Source organism: Serratia proteamaculans (genome assembly GCF_004684015.1).
In the GTDB taxonomy this organism is placed as follows: Bacteria; Pseudomonadota; Gammaproteobacteria; order Enterobacterales; family Enterobacteriaceae; genus Serratia; species Serratia proteamaculans_F.
This window is the reverse complement of sequence record NZ_SRIA01000018.1, coordinates 163,128-184,485: the sequence shown is the minus strand read 5'-3', so window position 1 is coordinate 184,485 and position 21,358 is coordinate 163,128. Positions and strand designations below refer to the sequence as shown.

Annotated in this window: 17 protein-coding genes; 16 read left to right on the top strand and 1 reads right to left on the bottom strand. The window is 56.3% G+C overall.

From position 1 onward, the window contains the following. Positions 1 to 4 precede the first annotated feature (4 nt). The 14 genes from E5C26_RS14700 (at position 5) to narI (ending at position 19,448) form a co-directional block, all read left to right on the top strand. Positions 5 to 2,188, top strand: a complete 2,184-nt coding sequence (locus E5C26_RS14700) for a polysaccharide biosynthesis tyrosine autokinase (RefSeq protein WP_135316970.1) — start codon at positions 5 to 7, stop codon at positions 2,186 to 2,188. A 4-nt stretch (positions 2,189 to 2,192) separates the two neighbouring features. Further along, entirely contained in the window at positions 2,193 to 3,482 is a 1,290-nt protein-coding gene (locus E5C26_RS14695; RefSeq protein ID WP_135316969.1) for a flippase, read from the top strand. Continuing rightward, entirely contained in the window at positions 3,472 to 4,320 is an 849-nt protein-coding gene (locus tag E5C26_RS14690; protein WP_135316968.1) for an ATP-grasp fold amidoligase family protein, read from the top strand. Before E5C26_RS14695 ends, E5C26_RS14690 begins: the two co-directional genes overlap by 11 nt. Before the next feature lie 141 nt (positions 4,321 to 4,461). After that, the gene (locus E5C26_RS14685) at positions 4,462 to 5,367 is read left to right on the top strand and encodes a glycosyltransferase family 2 protein (protein ID WP_135316967.1); all 906 of its coding nucleotides are present in this window, start codon (positions 4,462 to 4,464) and stop codon (positions 5,365 to 5,367) included. A gap of 1 nt (position 5,368) precedes the next feature. Then, positions 5,369 to 6,430 (top strand): glycosyltransferase family 4 protein, encoded by a 1,062-nt coding sequence (locus E5C26_RS14680; RefSeq protein WP_135316966.1) that lies wholly within the window; start codon positions 5,369 to 5,371, stop codon positions 6,428 to 6,430. A 1-nt stretch (position 6,431) separates the two neighbouring features. Then, on the top strand, positions 6,432 to 7,175 hold the full coding sequence (locus tag E5C26_RS14675) for a glycosyltransferase family 2 protein (protein ID WP_135316965.1): 744 nt from the start codon (positions 6,432 to 6,434) through the stop codon (positions 7,173 to 7,175). Further along, positions 7,172 to 9,049: a carbohydrate-binding protein CenC gene (locus E5C26_RS14670; RefSeq protein WP_135316964.1), complete on the top strand. Its 1,878-nt coding sequence runs from the start codon at positions 7,172 to 7,174 to the stop codon at positions 9,047 to 9,049. Before E5C26_RS14675 ends, E5C26_RS14670 begins: the two co-directional genes overlap by 4 nt. Before the next feature lie 6 nt (positions 9,050 to 9,055). Then, on the top strand, positions 9,056 to 10,042 hold the full coding sequence (locus E5C26_RS14665; protein ID WP_135316963.1) for a glycosyltransferase family 2 protein: 987 nt from the start codon (positions 9,056 to 9,058) through the stop codon (positions 10,040 to 10,042). A 102-nt stretch (positions 10,043 to 10,144) separates the two neighbouring features. Next, complete coding sequence (locus E5C26_RS14660) at positions 10,145 to 11,047, top strand: glycosyltransferase family 2 protein (RefSeq protein ID WP_135316962.1); 903 nt, start codon at positions 10,145 to 10,147, stop codon at positions 11,045 to 11,047. Positions 11,048 to 11,094: 47 nt separating this feature from the next. After that, positions 11,095 to 12,348 (top strand): EpsG family protein, encoded by a 1,254-nt coding sequence (locus tag E5C26_RS14655; protein ID WP_135316961.1) that lies wholly within the window; start codon positions 11,095 to 11,097, stop codon positions 12,346 to 12,348. Between the two features lie 383 nt (positions 12,349 to 12,731). Then, entirely contained in the window at positions 12,732 to 16,508 is a 3,777-nt protein-coding gene (locus E5C26_RS14650) for a nitrate reductase subunit alpha (RefSeq protein WP_135316960.1), read from the top strand. Next, positions 16,505 to 18,049, top strand: a complete 1,545-nt coding sequence (gene narH / locus E5C26_RS14645) for a nitrate reductase subunit beta (RefSeq protein WP_135316959.1) — start codon at positions 16,505 to 16,507, stop codon at positions 18,047 to 18,049. The genes E5C26_RS14650 and narH overlap by 4 nt, the downstream gene beginning before the upstream one ends. Then, complete coding sequence (gene narJ / locus E5C26_RS14640) at positions 18,046 to 18,768, top strand: nitrate reductase molybdenum cofactor assembly chaperone (RefSeq protein WP_135316958.1); 723 nt, start codon at positions 18,046 to 18,048, stop codon at positions 18,766 to 18,768. The genes narH and narJ overlap by 4 nt, the downstream gene beginning before the upstream one ends. Positions 18,769 to 18,770: 2 nt before the next feature. After that, positions 18,771 to 19,448: a respiratory nitrate reductase subunit gamma gene (narI, locus tag E5C26_RS14635; RefSeq protein ID WP_135316957.1), complete on the top strand. Its 678-nt coding sequence runs from the start codon at positions 18,771 to 18,773 to the stop codon at positions 19,446 to 19,448. A 361-nt stretch (positions 19,449 to 19,809) separates the two neighbouring features. Here the strand turns inward: narI and E5C26_RS14630 are convergent, their stop codons facing one another. Beyond that, a complete protein-coding gene (locus E5C26_RS14630; protein ID WP_135316956.1) occupies positions 19,810 to 20,406 on the bottom strand; it encodes a tyrosine-type DNA invertase in 597 nt (198 codons plus the stop codon). A gap of 308 nt (positions 20,407 to 20,714) precedes the next feature. On the opposite strand from E5C26_RS14630, the gene E5C26_RS14625 reads away from it, so the two are divergent. Both E5C26_RS14625 and E5C26_RS14620 read left to right on the top strand, forming a co-directional pair. Continuing rightward, the gene (locus E5C26_RS14625) at positions 20,715 to 20,939 is read left to right on the top strand and encodes a hypothetical protein (RefSeq protein ID WP_135316955.1); all 225 of its coding nucleotides are present in this window, start codon (positions 20,715 to 20,717) and stop codon (positions 20,937 to 20,939) included. After that, positions 20,936 to 21,202: a hypothetical protein gene (locus E5C26_RS14620; RefSeq protein ID WP_135316954.1), complete on the top strand. Its 267-nt coding sequence runs from the start codon at positions 20,936 to 20,938 to the stop codon at positions 21,200 to 21,202. The genes E5C26_RS14625 and E5C26_RS14620 overlap by 4 nt, the downstream gene beginning before the upstream one ends. The last annotated feature ends 156 nt before the right edge of the window (positions 21,203 to 21,358 follow it).

Here is a 21,358-nt window from a genome sequence, read left to right as displayed (position 1 = left end):
ACTGATGATGAAAAACAACGCACTGCCAATTGTGATGGCTGAACAGGACGACAAACTGGAGTGGGAACGCCTGATTGGCCCGCTGTGGGATAACCGCTGGCGCATTCTGCTGGTCACCGGCGTCGCCGGTATTCTGGGCTGCGCTTATGCGCTGATGGCGACGCCCATCTATCAGGCCACCGCACTGGTGCAGGTGGAAAAGCAGCTCTCGGGCGATTCACTGCTGCGTGAAACGCTGGACAGCTCTATTGGTGGATCTATCGGGCAGAACTCGGCGACTCAGGACGAAGTTTCGCTGGCGAAATCGCGCTACGTGATTGGCAAAACCGTCGACGATCTTGGTCTGACGGTGCGTATCAGCCCGGACTACTTCCCGCTGTTTGGCAAGGGCATCGCCCGCCTGAGCGGTGAAACGCCGCCGGTGCTGAACATCTCCGGCATGAAGGTGCCGGCGGTCATGCAGGGCCAGGAACTGACTCTGACCGCAGAAGATCAACAGCGTTACAGCCTGAGCCATGACGGCAAGAAATTGTTCAGCGGCAGCGTGGGACAAGCCTTGCAGCAAAGCGGTTGGGCCATCAATGTGACCGCGCTGGAAGCCTTGCCGGGTACTACCTTCACCCTGGTTAACGTGCCGCGCCAGAAAGCGGTGGACGACCTGCGCAACATGCTCGACGTCGCCCCCGGCGGCAAGGAAAGCGGCATCATGACCTTCAGCCTGGCGGGGGAGGATCCGCAGCGTGCGGAGGCGGTGCTCAAAAGCATCACCGACAACTATTTGCAACAGAATGTGGATCGCAAAACCGAGGAGGCCCAGCGCATGCTGGCCTTCCTGCACGAACAGTTGCCGCGTACTCAAAGCTCGCTGAACAACGCCGAAAATCAGCTTAATCAGTTCCGTCAGCAAAACGACTCGGTGGATTTGTCGCTTGAGGCTAAATCGGTGTTGGATACCCAGGTTCAACTGGAAGGTCAGTTGAATGAGCTGACCTTCAAAGAAGCGGAAATCTCCAAGCTTTATACCCGCGTGCATCCGGCCTATCGGGCGCTGTTGGAAAAGCGTGCCACGCTGGAAGCGGAGAAATCCCGCCTGGGCAAGCAGGTACAAAGCCTGCCGAAAACCCAGCAGGAAATTCTGCGTTTAACCCGGGACGTGCAGGTGGACCAGCAGGTCTATATGCAACTGATGAACAAACAGCAGGAGTTGAGCATCAGCAAGGCCGGCACGGTGGGCAACATCCGCATTATCGATGAGGCGGAAACCGGTCTGCGCCCGGTGCAACCGCAAAAAGCGATGATCGTTTTCTTTGCCCTGTTGATGGGGGGCGTGCTGTCAGCCTCGGTGGTGGTATTGCGCGCGGCGCTCCATCGCGGCATCGGTGACACCGATACGCTGGAAAAACGCGGCATCAGCGTGTACGCCACGGTGCCGCTGTCGCCATGGCAGCAAAAGCGTAATCGCACTCAGCAACAGTTGTTGACCAAAAGCAGCAGCGGCAAGTTGCCAATCCTGGCGCAAGAGCAACCGGAAGATTTATCCGTCGAGGCGATCCGCAGCCTGCGCACCAGCCTGCATTTCGCCATGATGGAGGCCAAAAACAATATTCTGATGGTTTCCGGTGCCAGCCCCGCCAGTGGCAAAAGCTTTACCAGCACCAACCTGGCGGTGGTGATCGCTCAGGCAGGGCAGCGGGTGTTGTTGATCGACGCCGACATGCGCAAAGGCTTCTTGCACCGCTGGTTGAACAACAGCGCCAAGGATGGGCTGTCAGACATGCTGTCCGGACTGGTCGCGTCAGACCAGGCGGTGAAGAAAACCGATATTGCCAATCTGGACTTTGTGCCACGCGGCCAGGTGCCACCGAATCCGTCTGAACTGCTGATGCATCAGCGCTTTGCCGACTTCCTGCGCTGGGCGGGGCAAAACTACGATCTGGTGCTGATCGATACGCCGCCGGTACTGGCGGTAACCGACGCCGCCATTGTGGGCCATCATGCCGGTACGGCGCTGATGGTGGTGCGTTTTGAGGTCAACACCGTCAGACAGATTGAGACCAGTATCCGTCGCTTCGAGCAGAACGGGGTGACGATTAAAGGGGTGATCCTCAACGGTATGGTGAAGAAAACCGCCACCGATGCCGGTTACTATGCCTTTGCTTACCCCAGCCATCAGGAAAAGGTCCAGTAACCGCATGAAAGCGATGCTGATGAACTCCCTGTGGCTGATGTTGGAACGGATATCGCTGAGCCTGTCAGGCATTTTTGTTTCGGTATACGTAGCGCGCTACCTGGGGCCGGCGCAATACGGGCTGATTAACTACCTGCTGTCGGTGATCGCCATCGCCGTACCGCTGGTACAGCTGGGGGCCGACGCGGTGTTGTTTAACCGTGTCGCCCGGCATCGACACAGCGGCATCCGGCTGATGCTGGCCTCGATGCGTCTGCGACGGCAACTGTTCGCGTTGATCGCCATACCGCTGATGGCCTGGGCGCTGCTGACGCAGGATCGTACCAGCCAGATCATGATGGCGTTGATGCTGATCAGCGCCTATTTCTCGGTACAGGACGTTTATAAAATTTATTACGACGCCCTGCTGAAATCGAAATTGAATACGCTGATCAACAACCTGGCGCTGTTGCTGTCGATCATTGTGCGGCTGGCGCTGGTGCATGCCAAACTGCCGCTGGAGTGGTTTGCCGTGCCTTATGTGCTCAGCAGCCTGCTCCCCTACGCGGTGCGCTGGGTGCTGTTTCGTCGTGAGCAAGGGGGTATGCGGCCGATCGGTCGGCGGCATCAACGGCGTTATGGGCGTTACCTGCTGAAAGTGGGGTTGCCGCTGGCGGTTTCGGGTCTGTCGATAGTCATCTACACCCGAATCGATCAGATCATGATCGGCAACTATCTGGGGGAGCATAGCGTTGGGTTGTACAGCGCCGCCATCACCCTGAGTCAGGGCTGGATCTTCGTGCCGATTGCGCTGATCACCTCGATGATGCCTGGGGTGGCGAATGCCCGCACGCAGGTCGAACAGGAAGGGCAGATCCGGCTGTTGTATCTGGTGGTGCTGCTGCTTTCGATGCCGGTGATTTTGCTGCTTTCGCTGCTTCCCGGGCCAATAGTGGCGCTGATGTTTGGCGACAGTTACCGTGAAACTGCCACCATCCTGGCGTTGTGTTCGGTGACGTCGTTGTTCTCGGTGATGGGCACCGTGTCCTATCGGGCGATTGTGCTGTTTGGCGGCTACCGGTTTATCGCGATAAAAATGCCGCTGGCCGCCTTGGCCAATGTGTTGATGAATCTGGTGTTGATCCCGCGTTACGGCATTGCGGGCGCGGCGGTTGCCACGCTGATCACCGAGTTTATTTCATTTTTTGTACTTAATGGTTTTTTCAGGAGAGGACAAATTACCCGGCTGCAGGTGACCTGCTACCGTTGTTTACCTCAACTAATAGGAAAGGTGCGAGAACTTTATGCTAAATAATCTGGTGGAGGGTTTTTACCGTAATATACCCGATGCACTATATCATCAGTTAAAGTACGCATTATTTTTTCGCAAGATGCCGCATCTGGCCAAGCCGGTGGGGTATAGCGAAAAACTGATGCGAAGAAAAGTCTATCCTCTGGCGATGTACACGCAATTATCTGATAAGTATCAGGTGCGGGAGTATATTAAAAAATTGTGGGGGGAAGAGTACCTGATTGAGCTTTACGCACAGGGAAAAGAATTGACTGAGGAAATGTATGAGGCATTGCCTGATGCATTCGTTATTAAAGCCAACCACGGCAGTGGCTATAACAAATTGGTATTTGATAAAAGCCAGACCAGTTTTAATGAGTTAAGAGTGCTGACCAACAGTTGGCTGCGACAGAATTTTTATCAGGTTTACCGCGAGCGCCATTATAAGGATATTCCGCCCTGTGTGATGGTGGAAAAAATGTTGCTGGAAGACGGCAAGACGCCGAATGACATCAAGGTCCACTGCTTTAACCGCGGCGGTGAAGTGCGGTTTTTCATCCAGATTGATTATCAGCGTTTTATTGATCACCGGCGTGACTTTTTTGACGCCGACTGGAACCGCACCGAAATCCGCCTGGGCGTGCCCAACAGCGAAGTGCCGATGGATAAACCCTGCCGGCTGGAACAGATGCTGGCGTTGGCACACCAGGTCGCCGAGCAATTCTCTTATGTACGTGTCGATTTTTATCAGGTGCAGCAACGTATCTATTTTGGCGAGCTGACATTCACCCCGGGGGCCGGTCTGCAAAGGCTGACGCCAGAAACCATAGAACAGGAGTGGGGAGGTTATTTCCAGGAGTAGTTGAATAACCGGTAGGCTGCGCGGATTTTATCCGCGTCAGGACGGGGGGTAATAACCGGACAAGGAAATTCTGGGATAACAAACTATTCCGTTGGCAATAATGCTGTTTTGCCAAATGATAATATATTGTTGAGGTAATAAATGGACTTATCGATTGTCATGCCCGTTTTTAATAACTCAGCCAGTTTGGCCGCCACACTAGTCCGGATGACCAGTGCCTGCTCGGGGTTCGATTATGAAATTATCGTGGTTGATAATGCTTCCGATAAATCAGAACTGGATAATATGCGCGGCTTATTGGCCGCCAACCGCCGGGCACGATTACATGAAAATAAAATTCGCAGTAACACGGCGGTTTCCTGTAATACCGGTTTTCGTCTGGCGCGTGCGGAAGTGGTTTTCTTTCTGGAGCCGGAGGACTCCTTTAGTACCAACTATATTATCCGCCGCCTGGAACGCCATCAGGACACCCGGCTGGACATTATTTTTGGTAATTACGCCACGGTGAGTGACAAAAATATTCGCAGCTATCGATTCGATTACAAGGAGGGGGCGGCAGGGGCGGATTTTTTATTTCTCGACATGGGGGATATTCGCACCTCCACCATCAGCCTGCGTAAAAAAGATGACCGACGGTTTCTATTCCCGGAGTTCCTCTACAAGTACCAGGATTGGGGGTTTTTGGTCAATGCCACCAATCTGGGGGCCAGAGTGGCCTTCGACGAAGGGCTTGGGGTGTTTATCCGCTGCGGCGATGCCGACACGGATCGTTGCCGGATGAACCTGGACGACAGCGAACAGTTTATTGATGCCTACCTGCACGCCAGTGGCCGTTATATCAGCGGGTTTGCCTGCAAACATCTGCTGGCCTCGCTGTATAGCGAGAACCTGCAGGCTTTCAACTATTACTCATCGCGTACGGAACGCCAGGCTCTGAGCAGCAAGTTCAGGGCGATCAAACTGTACGGTGACTGCCTGGCCAGGCTAGGGCTGTTTCCGTTGGGGGGACGTCTGTTACGCAGCGCCCGTGAGGGATTTCGGAGATGACATGCAGCAACGAAAAGTAGCGATTGTGATTGAGAACATCGCCGAAAAAGGCGGTACCGAGCGGGTCGCCAGCAGCCTGGCCAATGCGCTGGCTACGCGTTTGGGGCATCAGGTGGATCTGGTGTCGATCAGCGGTGAGCGGGCCTTTTACCCGCTGAACTCTGCGGTGAACTTGCGCTTTATGCCCGGCAGAACGCTGCTGTGGCCCTGGCGGTTGGCGTGGTTTCTGCGGCGTGGCCGTTATGACGTGATAGTCACCGTTTCGATGGGAAAACTCTCGTCGCTGATGGTGCCCTACCTGCGTTTACTTTGCCCGCACAGCCGCCTGCTGCTGAGTGAACACGTCAGCTTCCATCAATATGCCTGGCCGATGAAGTGGCTAAAGGTGCTGGTTTATCGGTTGGGCGACCGCACGGTACTGCTGACGAAGAAAGATCTGGCCACCATCAGCCGCTGGGTGCCGGAACGCAAATGTCAGGTGATCGAAAACGTTTCCCCCTTCCCGGTGCAATCGCCGCAGCCGAAGCTGCAACAGCCGGTGGCGCTGGCGGTCGGTCGGCTGTGCCATCAGAAAGGATTTGATCGCCTGATAGCCGCCTGGCAACGGGTGGCACAGCAAACGGCAGGGTGGCAACTGCATATCGTCGGTGATGGTCCGGATCGCATTGCGTTACAGCAGCAGATTGATGCCGCCGGGTTGGCTGAACAGGTGAAGTTGCTGCCGGCGACCCAGGACATTGCCGGCCACTATCGACAGGCGGCAATGCTGTTGATGACCTCGCGTTACGAAGGGCTGCCGATGGTGTTGATTGAAGCCATGAGCTTCGGCCTGCCGCTGGTGGCATTTGACTGCCTGACCGGGCCGGCCGAGCTGATCGATGACGCGAGGAATGGCTATCTGGTGGCGGAGGGCGATATCGAGGCCTTCAGCCAACGCACGCTGGCGCTGATCGACGATGGCGAATTGCGGCAGCGCTTTTCTCTGCACTCGCTGGAGCGGGCGCAGCAGTTCATCCCTGAGCGGATTTATCCCCAATGGCAACAGCTTATCGCTGGAGGTTAAGATGGAAAAAGTTTCAGTTATCATGCCGGCTTACAACGCCGCAGGTTTTATCAAACAGTCGATCCTCGGGGTGCTCAACCAGACCTATCAGGATTATCACCTGTATGTGATCGACGATGCCTCCACCGATCAGACCGCCGAGGTGGTGAAACCCTTTATTCACGATCGTCTGACCTACATCCGCAACAGCACCAACCAGGGCGTGGCCGAAACCCGCAATATCGCGATTGAAGCGGCGCGCGGCGATTATATTGCCTTCTGCGACAGTGATGATGTCTGGCACCCCAACAAGCTGGCACGCCAGGTCGGCATCCTGAAAACCGACCGCTATGACGTGGTGTGCTCACACTATTACACCTTCGAAGATGATCCGGCGCGGGTGAAAAACTACCGGGGTTCCGGGGAGATCATCGCTTACCAGGACATGCTGAAAAGCAACTGGATCGGCAACCTGACCGGGATGTACAACCAGCGCCAGGTTGGCAAGGTGTACCAAAGCAAGGTCGGTCACGAGGACTACGTGATGTGGCTGTCGGTGCTGGAAAAAGCGCGTAACCATCTGGCGTATTGCATTCCCGAGCCGCTGGCCTTTTACCGTCTTTCTGCGCAGTCGTTATCCGGCAATAAAATTCAGGCGGCCGACTGGCAATGGCAGATTTATCGCCGTCATCTGGGGCTTTCCTACCAGAAATCCTGCTATCTGTTTTTCTCTTATCTGTACAACGCGGTGATGAAAAGACAATGAAACTCAGCAAGCTAACCACCGCCTGCCTGCTGGCGGGATCCGGGCTGGCTACTGCTGCCCCCTGCAGCAACAACCTGCTGCAGGATCCCGGCTTTGAGCAGGGCGGCGCGGGCTGGTCACTGGCTTCCGCACAGGTGGTGGCGGGCGGTCATGGTGGTCAGAGCAGCCTGTTTTATCAAAATCACAACCCCGCCAACTACCACAACATGCTGCAGACGCTGTCGGTCAAACCGGGTCAGCAACTGGCCTTTGGCACCTGGGTGCGCGGTGAGAACCTGAAGGGCAAAGGGGAGAATCAGGGCGCCGGGGTGTTTATCGAAAGTTACGACAGCCAGGAGCGTTTTTTAGCCGGCAGCTATCCGCAGGGCCTGTTGGGCACCAGCGGCTGGCAGCCGGTCACGGGGGATTTTCGGGTGCCGCCGCGCGCGGTGAAGGTGGTGCTGGGTGTTTATCTGCGCCGGGGTACCACCGGCAGCGCCTGGTTTGATGACGTCTATGCCTGTCAGCAGCCGGTGGCACCGGAGTTATACCAGATGCGCAGCGGCCAGGGGACGGCATCGAGCCTGATCGAAGTGGTGGATCCACAGCAGGTGCAGGTGGATAGCACGCTGGTCGACGACAAAAACACGGCCGTGAAGCACGACAGCCGCCGTTACCGTATTAGTGGCAAACAGCAGGTGGAATTCCCACTGCCGGCCGATTTGGCCGCCGGGGAGTATCGGCTGCAGCAGCAGGTGACGGATGTGGCTTCCCAGCGCAGCCAGCGAAGCGAAATGCCGATCAGCGTCGGTCGTGAACAGGCCAAAGTGGCATTGGATGCGCAGGGTTATACCCTGAAACAGGGCAAGCGATTCTTCCCGCTCGGTATTTATATGTACGGTGAGATGGTAACGGATGAGCATCTGACGCGCATCCGCGATGCCGGTTTCAACACCTTGCTCAATTACAACTACGGGACCGGTCGCGATCCTGATAACTATTTCCGCAAAACCCAGCAGTATGGCTTGCAGGTCATTTTCTCGCTCAAGGACATGTACGCCGGTACCCGGTTCGCGCCGGAAACCCAAATGAGCTACCCGCAACTGACCGCGAGCTATGTGGAAAGGTTCAAACACCAGCCGAACCTGCTGGCCTGGTATATCAACGACGAACTGGGGCCGGAATATGTGCCGCAGATTGAGCAAAAGCATCTGCAGGTAAAACGCCTGGATCCGGATCACCTGACGTTCCAGGTGCTGGACAAGACCGGCACGCTCAACGCCTATTTCAACAGTTCGGACGTGTTGGCCAGCGATCCTTACCCGGTTGGCAGAGACGCCGATCTGACGCGTACGCTGGAGTACAGCCGCATTACCAGCCAGGTCGCGCGGCAGGTCAAAGGAGCCTGGCTGGTGATGCAGATTATGGATCACGCCGCTTATGCACCTGGCCGCAAACCGCGCCAACCCACCGAGGCGGAAATGCGCAATCAGGCCTGGTTGGGGCTGATTGGCGGCGCTAAAGGCATCCTGTTTTATTCCTATACCGACCTGTTCTACAAGCGCCAACGCGGTGGCTTTAGCCAGCAGGAGTTTGATGCTATCTGGCAGGGGGTAGCCAGCGTGGCGCAGCAGATTGTCAGCTTTAACCCTTACCTGCTTTCCGGCGAAAGCACCCTGCTGCAGGGCAACAATACCGCCATTCCGGCCAGGCTGTTTATCAATGGCGAGCAGGGGCTGGTGCTGATCGCTAACCCTTACTACCGGCCAATGTCAGCGCGCTTTGACCTGCCGAGCGGCTGGCAGGCACAGGGGCAGCGGCAGATTGAGGCCCAATTGCCGTCGATGGGCAGCCGGGCGGTGTGGGTGCAACGTCAAAAAGAAAACCAAGGATAACCGATCATGAATACCACTCTGAGCCTGATTATTCCGGTGTATAAGGTCGAGGCTTATATTGAGGCCTGCCTGTGCTCAGTGCTGCAACAGCTGCCGGACTGGGCGGAAGTGATCATCGTGGATGACGGCAGCCCGGATGACGCCATCGGCATTGCCGAAGAGGTGCTGTGCCGCTATCCGCAGCACAAACTGCAGGTCAGCATTCTGCGTCAGCAAAACCAGGGGCTGAGCGAGGCGCGTAACAGTGGCATTGCCCATGCGCAGGGCAGCTATGTTGGCTTTCTCGACTCTGACGATGTGCTGCTGGAAGGGTATTTCAGCATTTTGGGGCGCTTGCTGGCAGATAACCCGCAGGCAGACATCGTGGCTTTCAACGCCCAGCGTTTCTCGGCGATCAATAACGGCAAGATCCAGCCGGACGGCACTATGGCGATCGTTCCCGGCAATGCCGCCCCCCAGCAGCATGATACGCATATGGCGCTGCTGGCAGACAGCTTCAACCGCAGTATGTGGTTCGCCTGGGCGCGTATTTACCGTAGAACGCTGTTCGATCAGGCACGCTTCCCGGCGGGACGCAATTTCGAAGATATTCAGTTAATCCCGCAGTTGTACCTGAAGGCGCAACGCATCGTGGTCTGCGACACGCCGTTGGTGGGTTACCGTGCCAATCCGAACGGTATTACCCGCGCGCCCAAACGACGCGATCTGGATGACCTGGATTATGCGCTCGACGGCGCCGACACGGGCCGCCGTGAGGGCGTGGGACACGGGCTGTACTCCGTACTTTTTGTCACCACGCTGAAGGCACGTTTGTTGGTGGGGCTGGACTTTTTCGGGCTGCGTGACGCGCTGCGCGAAACCCGCGAGCTGAAACGCCGCTACTCCGGTCTGCGTGCCGAAGAGCGCAAAATGCTGAGCCGCAAGAACCGGCTGTTCTACCGCAGCCCGCTGGCTTACTACCTGATGGCCCGGCTGTATAACCTGCGCGGATAGCGGCGCCGCTTGCGTCTATTTCTCCATCGTGTAGGGGCGCAGCATGTAGCGCCCATGTCAATCGGGGCGAATTTATTCGCCCCCTACAGGCAAATTCAAACTATGAGTATTACCGTCAGCGTCATCATACCCACCTATGGCCGCAGTGAACTGCTGGCACGCGCCATTGATAGCGTGCTGGCGCAAACCCATCGTCCGCTGGAAATTATCGTGGTGGATGACAATCCGCAGGGCGATGCACAACGCCTGGCGACCCGCGAACGCCTGGCCGGTTATATCGAGCAGGGACAGATCATTTACTACCCACGTCGCCACAACGGTGGTGGCGCGCAGGCGCGTAACAGCGGGATCCTGCGCTCACGCGGCGAGTACATTGCCTTTCTGGATGATGACGACTACTACCACCCGCAGAAAATCGCCCGCCAGTTGGCGTTTATGCAGCAGGGCAATTACGACGTCAGCCTGTGCGACATGGATATTCTAAAAGATGGGCAGATCAGCGCCGAGCATTATTACCGGGCGCGTTGCGCAGGGCTGGAAGACTTTATGCTGGCCGGTGTGGCCTACACGCCGATGATCATGCTGCGGCGTAGCATGGCGATCGCCGTGCGCGGCTTCTTCAATACTCCGCGCTATCAGGATCATATCTTCCTGTACCGGCTGTTGGCGGCCGGGGCGAACATCGGCACGCTGCATGAACGTCTGGCCGTGCACAACGACCATGAGGGGGAGCGCATTACCTCCAGCCCGAAAGGCATCCTGGGATACCGCAATAAAATGCAGTTTGAAAAGCGATTGATGCCGCAGATATCGCCCCGGGCGCGCAACATCATGCGTCTGCGCCACACCTGCATTAACTCGCGCATCATTACCGACGGCAAGAACCCTCTGGCTGGGGTGTTGTATGGGCTGAAGGGCATTATCTACGTCAATAGCGGCCTGATGGCAGGGGTGTATATGAAAAATATCATCCGCAATGTGTTTTTCCGTGGCGTGCCGTTCTGAATTGCCGGTGACACAGATAAGAGAACAACCCTTTCCAGAGGATGATTATGCGCTTTGAACGTTCTACGCTGATTGGCAGCGTGCTGCTGCTGACGGTACCGCTGTTTGCCTTGCTGCACAGCATAGGCACGCTGCGGGCAGGAAAGAAAAACACGGTGGCTTATTTGCTGATTGCACTGTGTTTTTTCTTCTTCTTTATCAAGATCCCGCCATTGGCCGATCTCTACCGTCACTTTGCCAACTATGATGCGATTAACTCGGCCACCCGCCTGGGCGATGTCATTGCGGGCAAGGTGGACGTGGTGCTGTACGCCAACTTTTATATTTTCAAAACCCTGGGTATCCCTTTTTATGTCATTCCAGGGTTGTACGTGGGCCTGTCGGTTTACTGTTATCTCACCGCGCTTAATATTGTCATGCTGCACTCCGGCAAGGTGTTTTCAGCCAGGCAGTTTGTATTGCTGCATTTGGCGGTATTGTTCCTGATCAACCCGTTTATCATCGGCATGGGGCTGCGTTTTGGCTTTTCGATGGCGGTGATGACGCTGGCGATGGTGCTGTTTTGCCATAAGCAGCATCGGCCGCTGGCCGCCGGCCTGATGTTATTTGCCATGCTGACTCACTTTTCCAGCATGCTGCTGGTCGGGGTGTTTCTGTGTAGCCGGGTCATGCGGCTAAATCGCCTGCTGACGGTGGTGTTTAGCGCCATTGCGTTGCTGACCGCCAAATTCGCACTGCCGTTTATCCTTTCTCATATTACGATTTCTGGCATTAACAGTTACTCCGACGTTTATACCTCCGGCATGTATGCCAGCGATTACCTGACCTCCGGCAATGCCAATGGGATGATTAACTTCCTGATCGTGCTGTTCCCGGCGCTGTTTCTCGGGATCTTCATGCTGGCGAATCCGATGCGTAACCAGGCGGGGGACATCAAAAACACCGCAGCCTGGCTGGTGGTGTTTGTGTTCCTGTGTTCCAGTTCGCTGCAGGCGGCCAGTCGCTATGCCAGCGTGGCGTCGGTATTCCTGCTGTTTTACTACGTGGCTCATCAGAGCTCGTTCATTCGCGGCAGGTTTAACTACTTCTTCTTGTGCTTCATGCTGATGGCCACCGGCTATAACCTGATCGAGAACATTTATGTGCCGCGTCGGCCAATCATGCTGGGGCAAATGTGGCAGTCATTTTATAAAACGCCGTTGCTGAACCTGTTCTACGGTGAACAGGAGTATGAGCAGTATCTGCGGGTGATTAATCGCGACAGTGGCGAGTGGATCGGCCATGAGATGGATGCAGGTTAATCAGTAAGCAGACTCACAAGCCTGTTATTAGGGAGAGCGTGCCGCAGGGGTCGTAGCGGCTTGTCCGCCGGAGTGCCCCTCGGTGCGCTAGGCCCGGGTATCTCGGGCACGCGCCCGCATCCTACCCCCAAATACCCTGACTCACTTCGCAGTACATCCCCTCGAATATCCAAATCATGATTTTTATTCTATTTTCAATCAATTAACGCCACTTTATGCCCTGATACTTTAGGGGTAGGCACGCCGCCGCCACCGTTATTCTCCCTCCGTTCTCTTGATCGCAATCAATTTGCCCCAGTTCTGGCCTCAGTAGGCTGGCGGCAGATTGAGCAATGCCGTTCCTTTAACGGTAAAAATATTAAAAGCTTTCAGGAGAACTCCGGATGAGCAAGTTTCTAGACCGATTCCGCTATTTTAAGCAGTTGGCGGAACCCTTTTCTGGCGAACATGGCCAGACGCTGAACACCAACCGCGACTGGGAAGACGGCTATCGCAGCCGCTGGCAGCACGACAAGATTGTGCGATCCACCCATGGGGTGAACTGCACCGGCTCCTGTAGCTGGAAGATATATGTGAAAAACGGCCTGGTGACCTGGGAAACCCAGCAAACCGATTACCCGCGTACCCGGCCAGACTTGCCCAACCATGAACCGCGAGGTTGCCCGCGTGGCGCCAGCTACTCCTGGTATCTGTACAGCGCCAACCGACTGAAATACCCCTTGATGCGCAAACGCCTGATCAAACTGTGGCGGGAGGCCAAGGCGCTGCACAGTGACCCGGTCGATGCCTGGGGCTCGATCGTCAGCGATGCGGAAAAATCCAAAAGCTACAAGGTCGCGCGCGGACGCGGCGGCTTTGTCCGCTCCAGCTGGCAGGAAGTGAACGAACTGATTGCCGCTTCCAACGTCTACACCGCCAAAACCTTCGGCCCGGATCGCATTATCGGCTTCTCACCGATCCCGGCGATGTCGATGGTGTCCTACGCCGCCGGCGCCCGCTATCTGTCGCTGATTGGCGGCACCTGCCTGAGCTTCTACGACTGGTACTGCGACTTACCGCCAGCCTCGCCAATGACCTGGGGCGAGCAGACCGACGTGCCGGAATCCGCCGACTGGTACAACTCTTCCTACATTATCGCCTGGGGCTCCAACGTGCCGCAGACGCGTACCCCGGACGCCCACTTCTTCACCGAAGTGCGCTACAAAGGCACCAAAACCGTGGCGGTGACGCCGGACTATGCCGAAGTCGCCAAGCTGTGCGACCAGTGGCTCAATCCGAAACAGGGCACCGACAGCGCCATGGCGCTGGCCATGGGCCACGTGATGCTCAAAGAGTTCCACCTGGATCGTGAGGTGGGCTATTTCCGTGACTACGTGCGCCGCTACACCGATATGCCGATGCTGGTGATGCTCGAACCGCGTGAAGCAGGCTATTACGCCGCCGGTCGCCTGCTGCGTGCCGCCGATCTGGTGGATGGCCTGGGGCAGGAAAACAACCCTGAGTGGAAAACCGTCGCCATAGATCAGCGCAACGGTGAGCTGGTGGCACCGCAGGGGTCGATTGGCTTTCGCTGGGGCGAGCAGGGCAAATGGAACCTGGAACAGCGCGCCGGTGAAGACGGGCAGGAAGTCGAGTTGCAACTCAGCCTGCTGGGCGCACATGACGACGTGGCCGAAGTCGGCTTCCCTTATTTTGGCGGTATCAAAAGCGGCAGTACCGAGAGCGAACATTTCAACAGCGTGGCGCTGGACGAGATCCTGCTGCACAAGCTGCCGGTCAAACGCCTGCGCCTGGCGGACGGCAGCGAGGCGTTGGTGACCAGCGTTTACGATTTGACCCTGGCCAACTACGGCCTCGATCGTGGTCTGAACGACGCCAACTGCGCCACCGACTATGACGACATCAAAGCCTATACCCCGGCCTGGGCCGAGCAGATCACCGGCGTGTCACGCCACAATATCATCCGCATTGCCCGTGAGTTTGCCGATAACGCCGAGAAAACCCATGGCCGTTCGATGATTATCGTCGGTGCCGGTGTCAACCACTGGTACCACATGGACATGACCTATCGCGGCCTGATCAATATGCTGATCTTCTGCGGCTGCGTCGGCCAGAGCGGCGGCGGCTGGGCGCACTACGTCGGCCAGGAAAAGCTGCGGCCGCAGACCGGTTGGCTGCCGCTGGCGTTTGGCCTTGACTGGCAACGTCCGCCGCGCCATATGAACAGCACCTCGTTCTTCTATAACCATTCCAGCCAGTGGCGCTATGAAACCGTCGGCACCGAAGAGCTGCTGTCGCCGTTAGCGGACAAGACCCACTTTGGCGGTAGCCTGATTGACCTAAACGTGCGCGCCGAGCGCATGGGCTGGCTGCCGTCGGCCCCCCAGTTGGGCACCAACCCGCTGCATCTGGCGGCGCAGGCGAAAGCCGCCGGTCAGTCGCCGCTGGACTACACCGTCGAAGGACTGAAAAAAGGCAGCCTGAACTTTGCTGCCGAACAGCCGGACAATCCGCAGAATTTCCCGCGTAACCTGTTCGTTTGGCGTTCCAACCTGTTGGGCTCATCCGGCAAGGGCCACGAGTACATGCTCAAGTATTTACTGGGCACCGAAAACGGCATTCAGGGCAAGGATCTGGGCCAACAGGGCGGCGCCAAACCCGAGGAAGTGGAATGGCGGGATAACGGTGGCGAAGGCAAACTGGATCTGGTGGTGACGCTTGATTTCCGCATGTCCAGTACCTGTCTTTACTCCGACATCGTGTTGCCGACCGCCACCTGGTACGAAAAAGACGACATGAATACCTCGGATATGCATCCGTTTATTCACCCGCTGTCGGCGGCGGTCGATCCGGCCTGGGATTCGAAAAGTGACTGGGAGATTTACAAGGGCATCGCCAAAGCCTTCTCCGAGGTGTGTGTCGGGCATTTGGGTCAGGAAACCGACGTGGTGACGCTGCCTATTCAGCATGACTCGGCCGCCGAACTGGCGCAGCCTTACGGCGTCAAAGACTGGAAGAAAGGCGAGTGCGATCTGATCCCGGGCATTACCGCGCCGCATATTATGGTGGTGGAGCGTGATTACCCGGCTACCTACGAGCGTTTCACTTCGCTGGGGCCGTTGCTGGACAAGCTGGGTAACGGTGGCAAAGGGATTAGCTGGAACACCCAGACCGAAGTCGACTTCCTGAAAAAACTCAACTACGTGAAGGCGGATGGCCCGGCGGCCGGTCGGCCGAAGATTGAAACCGCCATCGATGCCGCCGAAGTGATCCTGGCGCTGGCGCCGGAAACCAACGGACAGGTCGCGGTCAAGGCGTGGGACGCGCTGGGCAAGATGACCGGTCGTGACCACCGCCATCTGGCACTGAACAAGGAAGATGAAAAAATCCGCTTCCGTGATATTCAGGCCCAGCCGCGCAAGATCATTTCCAGCCCGACCTGGTCAGGCCTGGAAGATGAACATGTGTCTTACAACGCCTGTTATACCAACGTGCATGAGCTGATCCCATGGCGCACCCTCAGCGGCCGTCAGCAACTGTATCAGGACCATGAGTGGATGCGTGCCTTTGGCGAAAGCCTGCTGGTGTACCGCCCGCCGATCGACACCCGTGCCGCGCAGCCGTTGCTGAACCAGAAACCGAACGGCAACAAGGAGAAGGCGCTGAACTTCCTGACGCCGCACCAGAAGTGGGGCATTCACTCCACTTACAGCGACAACCTGCTGATGCTGACCCTGTCGCGCGGCGGGCCGATCGTCTGGATGAGTGAAGAAGATGCCAAAGATCTGGGCATTGAGGACAACGACTGGATTGAAGCCTTTAACGCCAACGGCGCGTTGACGGCGCGGGCAGTAGTCAGCCAGCGCGTTCCGACTGGCATGACCATGATGTACCACGCGCAGGAACGCATCGTGAATATTCCCGGTTCGGAAATCACCAGCCAGCGCGGCGGTATCCATAACTCGGTGACCCGCGTCTGCCCGAAACCGACCCATATGATCGGCGGTTACGCGCAGCTGGCCTATGGCTTCAACTATTACGGCACCGTCGGCTCCAACCGCGATGAGTTTGTGGTGGTGCGCAAGATGAACCGCATCGACTGGTTAGACGGTGAAGGCAATGACGACTCGCAGGGTAGCCAGCAGGAGAAAGCAAAATGAAAATTCGTTCACAAGTTGGCATGGTGCTGAACCTGGACAAATGCATCGGTTGCCACACCTGTTCGGTGACCTGCAAAAACGTCTGGACCAGCCGCGAGGGTATGGAGTATGCCTGGTTCAATAACGTGGAAAGCAAGCCAGGTGTGGGCTATCCGCACGCCTGGGAAGATCAGGAGAAGTGGAAGGGCGGTTGGATCCGTAAAATCAACGGCAAGCTGGAGCCGCGCATGGGCGGCCGCGTCGGTCTGCTGTCGAAGATATTCGCCAATCCGGACGTCCCGGCGCTGGACGACTATTACGAGCCGTTCGACTACGACTACCAGAACCTGCATACCGCGCCGCAGGGCAAGCATCAGCCGATCGCCCGTCCGCGTTCGCTGATCACCGGCCAGCGCATGAAGAAGATTGAAAATGGCCCGAACTGGGAAGAGATCCTCGGTGGCGAATTCTCCAAGCGTTCGAAGGACAAAAACTTCGATAATATGCAAAAGGAGATGTACGGCCAGTTCGAAAACACCTTCATGATGTACCTGCCGCGCCTGTGCGAACACTGCCTTAACCCGGCCTGTGTCGCGACCTGCCCGAGTGGCGCTATCTACAAGCGTGGCGAAGACGGCATTGTGCTGATCGATCAGGATAAATGCCGCGGCTGGCGCATGTGCCTGACCGGCTGCCCGTACAAAAAAATCTACTTCAACTGGAAAAGCGGCAAGTCCGAGAAATGCATCTTCTGCTATCCGCGCATTGAATCCGGCCAGCCGACGGTGTGTTCGGAAACCTGTGTGGGGCGTATCCGTTATCTGGGCGTGCTGCTGTATGACGCTGACCGCATCGAGCAGGCGGCAGCGGTCGAAAATGACAAAGACTTGTACCAGAGCCAACTGGATATCTTCCTCGACCCGCATGACCCGGCGGTGATTGCCCAGGCGTTGGCCGACGGCATTCCACAAGGGGTGATCGAATCTGCCCAGCAGTCGCCGGTATACAAAATGGCGATGGACTGGAAGCTGGCGCTGCCTTTGCATCCGGAATACCGCACGCTGCCGATGGTATGGTACGTACCACCATTGTCACCAATTCAATCCGCCGCCGATACCGGTGAGCTGGCGCACAGTGGCGTACTGCCGGACGTGGAAAGCCTGCGTATTCCGGTGCAGTACCTGGCCAACCTGCTGACCGCCGGCGATACCGCGCCGGTGCTGTTGGCGCTCAAGCGCATGCTGGCGATGCGCCATTACAAACGGGCAGAAACCGTTGACGGCGTGCTGGACACCAGCGCACTGGAGCAGGTGGGACTGAGCGAAGCGCAGGCGCAAGAGATGTATCGCTACCTGGCGATCGCCAACTACGAAGACCGTTTTGTGATCCCGTCCAGCCATCGCGAACTGGCGCGTGAAGCCTTCCCGGAAAGCAAAGGCTGCGGCTTTAGCTTTGGCGACGGCTGCCACGGCAGCGACGGTAAATTCAACCTGTTCAACAGCCGCCGCATTGACGCTATTGATGTGAGCCAAAAAACGACTCGTCAGGAGGATGCCTCATGATCAGCCTGAAAGTGATTGCCCGCCTGCTGGACTACCCGGAGCAGGCGTTGTTTGACCATCAACAGGCGCTGGTGGAAGCGCTGGAACCGGCCAGCGAACTGGATTTACACCGCAGCGCGCAGTTGATCCTGTTTATTCGCCGTTTTTGCGCCCGCCCGTTGTTGGACGTGCAGGCCGAATATTGTGAACTGTTCGACCGGGGGCGAGCCACCTCGCTGTTGCTGTTTGAACATGTGCACGGTGAGTCGCGCGATCGCGGCCAGGCCATGGTCGATCTGATGGCGCAATACCGTGAAGCCGGGCTGGAGATCGACAGCCGCGAACTGCCGGACTTCCTGCCGTTGTATCTGGAGTATCTTGCCAGCCGCAGCAAGCAACAGGCCACCGAAGGGTTGCAGGACATCGCGCCGATCCTGGCGCTGCTGGGCGCGCGATTACAACAGCGGGAAAGCCCGTATGCGGTGCTGTTTGATCTGCTGCTGGCGCTGTCCGGCAGTGACGTACAGGCACAAACGCTGGCGTCCCAGGTAGCCAAAGAAGCCCGCGATGACACGCCGCAGGCGCTGGACGCGGTATGGGAAGAGGAACAGATCAAGTTTCTCGGTGACGAAGGGTGTGCTTCGGCCCAACAGGCAGCCCACCAACGGCGTTTCGCCGGCGCGGTGGCCCCGCAATACCTGAACCTGACGGATGCGCTAACCGGAACCAAAGGACGCTAATCATGCAATTTTTAAATCAGTTCTTCTTCGATATTTACCCCTATCTGGCGGGCGCGATTTTCCTGATCGGCAGTTGGCTGCGTTACGATTACGGCCAATACACCTGGCGCGCCGGATCCAGCCAGATGCTGGACAAAAAGGGCATGCGGCTGGCCTCCAACCTGTTCCATATCGGTATTTTGGGTATCTTCGCCGGGCACTTCCTCGGTATGCTGACACCGCACTGGATGTACGAATCCTTCCTGCCGATTGATGTGAAACAGAAGCTGGCGATGATCGCCGGGGGTGCCTGCGGCGTGATGACCCTGATCGGTGGTGCGCTGCTGCTGAAACGCCGTTTGACCAACCCACGGGTACGGGCGACCAGCAGCTTTGCCGATATCATGATCCTGACGCTGTTAGTGGTGCAGGTATGCCTTGGTCTGCTGACTATTCCGTTCTCCGCCCAACATATGGACGGCAGCGAGATGATGAAGCTGGTGGGCTGGGCGCAGGCGGTGGTGACCTTCCACGCCGGTGCATCAGAGTATCTGGTGGGGGTTGCGCCGATCTTTAAACTGCATATGGTGCTGGGCATGACGCTGTTCGTGCTGTTCCCGTTCTGCCGTCTGGTACATATCTGGAGCGTACCGCTGGAGTATCTGACTCGCCGCTACCAACTGGTGCGTAACCGCCGCTAGTTTTTTTGCTGCGCGCTGGCCCGGCAGGCTGGCGCTCAGCTGAAAAAGTGACACTTTGAGTCATAATGTCACATTAAGTGAGTAGTGTTGTTCACTGGGTTATTTTGTGGTTTTAGCAGTGTAAAACACCACGGAAGGTGTTTTAACAGAGGTAATTGCTGGTTTGTTATTTTTTTTTAAAATTAATAAATAATGCAATAGGCTGTTTTCGGCTGAAACTTCATGCGGGTGATGAGTTTGGTATAATGCAGGCAACTACTTAATCAATTGATAATCATAGAATTTTAAAAAAAAATAAAATAACCCTTCGTCAGTTGTTGACTTTTTTTCAGGACATTCTTAAGTTATGTGTCAGTTTGACTCAAAAAGTAACATTTTCTTCTGTTTTTTCATCCTTCCAAAGATGTTTAAACCGGCCTGAATTGGCGGCGGTGTACAGCACGGTATGCTGAATATTGCGGTGCCCCAAATAGTCCTGAATCACTCGTGTATCGGCCCCGTTATCGGCCAGAGCATAGCCACAGGCATGGCGTAGCATATGCGGGTGCGCAGCCACCGCCAATCCGGCCTGTTTACCGTAGGCCTGCAACATGCGGTAGATACGCTGGCGCGACAGCCGGTAACCCTTTTGCGACAAAAACAGCCACTCTTCATCTTCCAGATTGCGGCACGACTGGCGCTTCTCCAGCCAGCGGGTCAATAACTGTTTTTCGGTCGCTTCCAGCGGATGAATGGTGGAAAGGCCATTTTTCAACCGGTTCATGTAAACACAACCGCTTTCCATATCCAGGTCAGCCAGGCGCAGGCCGTTGAGTTCGCTGACGCGGCAACCGTGGATAAAACCCATCCAGATCAGGCAGCAGTCGCGCTCGGGGGCGCGGCCGGCAGCGGCCTGTTGCAGCAGACGTGTAACCTCGGTGCGCGTCAGGTGCTTGCGGTGAGCGGGGGATTTTTGCATTGCTTATCCTCAAAAAAGACAAAGGCCGGCAACAGGCCGACCCTTGGCGTCGTCCGTCAATCATTGACGATGCACAGGGAGTATAGTGCAGGTTTGGCAGCTGTGAGCGGCAGTCTGTGGGCAGGAAAATCCGATCTCTTTTAATACCTGACAGCAATAGGTTGGCTTTTCATATTTGCCAGTTCGATAAGGCATTTTTTTAGCGCAACCTGCTGAATTTGCGAAGCGTTACGCAGTTCGCTAATTGAACAATAATTGCTGGTGAAGTAAGCTTTTCTCCACTAACTGACAGCCACAGGAGGTGGGGTATGCGTAGTTTGCCAATTCGGTTATCAAATGAAATTGATGACAATCTGAACGATATTGCACAGCGGCATGGGATGAAGAAAACGGATGTGATCCGCTTGGCTTTTGCGCTAATCAGTATTGCTGACAAGCAGTGGGTGAAACAAGACGGCTCCTCTCTTGGCATTGTGCGCGAGAACGGTGAGGTGTTGGAGGCGGTAGGTCAGGTGGTGGGGGTTTTCCCATGAGCATCCAAAATCAAAATGCGAAGGTGGATGCGGAAACACTTTATTTGGATCCAGCATTGGTGTTTGACGAAATGGAACGTCTTCGTCTGGCGCGCCAGGTGTTGTGCGGTATCTTCGTTATCAGCGTGGGCGTTTTTGTTGCCCACGCGTATTGGGATCAAAATGAATCCATCAGGCAGGTGTTTGAACTGTTGAAGATTGGCGCCCTGCCGTTGGTCACATTGGTTGTCTCCTTTTACTTCCCTAATAGCCACGCCAGATAATTCCCACCGATTTGCCCATTCTTGCTTCCTTGCCGTAAACTTGCTATCTCAGTATTGTTACAATTATTCGTCGGCGGCTGCCGGCTGTTTGCAGTGCATAACAACAATCAATAGCTCGCGTTTGCGGGCACTTTGGGATTTAAAACCGGGGATGAC